This is a genomic window from Geodermatophilus maliterrae (assembly GCF_041018925.1).
Lineage (GTDB): Bacteria > Actinomycetota > Actinomycetes > Mycobacteriales > Geodermatophilaceae > Geodermatophilus > Geodermatophilus maliterrae.
On sequence record NZ_JBFNXQ010000232.1, the window covers coordinates 1 to 473 of the forward strand.

Sequence of the window (473 nt, forward strand, 5' to 3'; positions counted from 1 at the left end):
GCCGCGGGCCACGGTCGGGCCGGTGTGCTCCAGCACCTCCACGAGGGCCTTCGCCCGCGCCTCGTCCAGCGTGCCGGTGGCCAGCGCCGCCCAGGTCGCCGGCGGGTGGCTGCGGTAGGTCAAGGCCCGGTGCGCCAGGTGCGAAGCGGTGCCGCGGCCGCAGTTGAGCACCATGCCCAGCTCGGCGGGAGAGAACTCCGACACCCCGGGCAGCTCGGCATCCGGCGCCCACGACCCCCGGGCCCCGGGCGTGCCCGGTGCCAGGGGGTCGTCGGGGGTGTCGTCGGCCAGGCCGAGCACCAGCTCGGCCTCGTAGGCGGCGGTCATCGCCTCCAGCGCGGCCACCCGCTGCAGCTCGGCGGCCTTCTGCTCCCGCGACAGCACCGACACCGGCAACCGGGACAGCCGCACCGGCTGCTCCAGCAGCCGGCCGGCGAGCGCGCGCTCGACCGGCGACCGGTGGTCCGCGACCT

1 pseudogene is annotated in these 473 nt (G+C 77.6%); it reads right to left on the reverse strand.

The annotated features are described in order from the left end of the window. Positions 1-473: pseudogene (locus tag ABQ292_RS26635) on the reverse strand (HNH endonuclease); the annotation flags it as partial.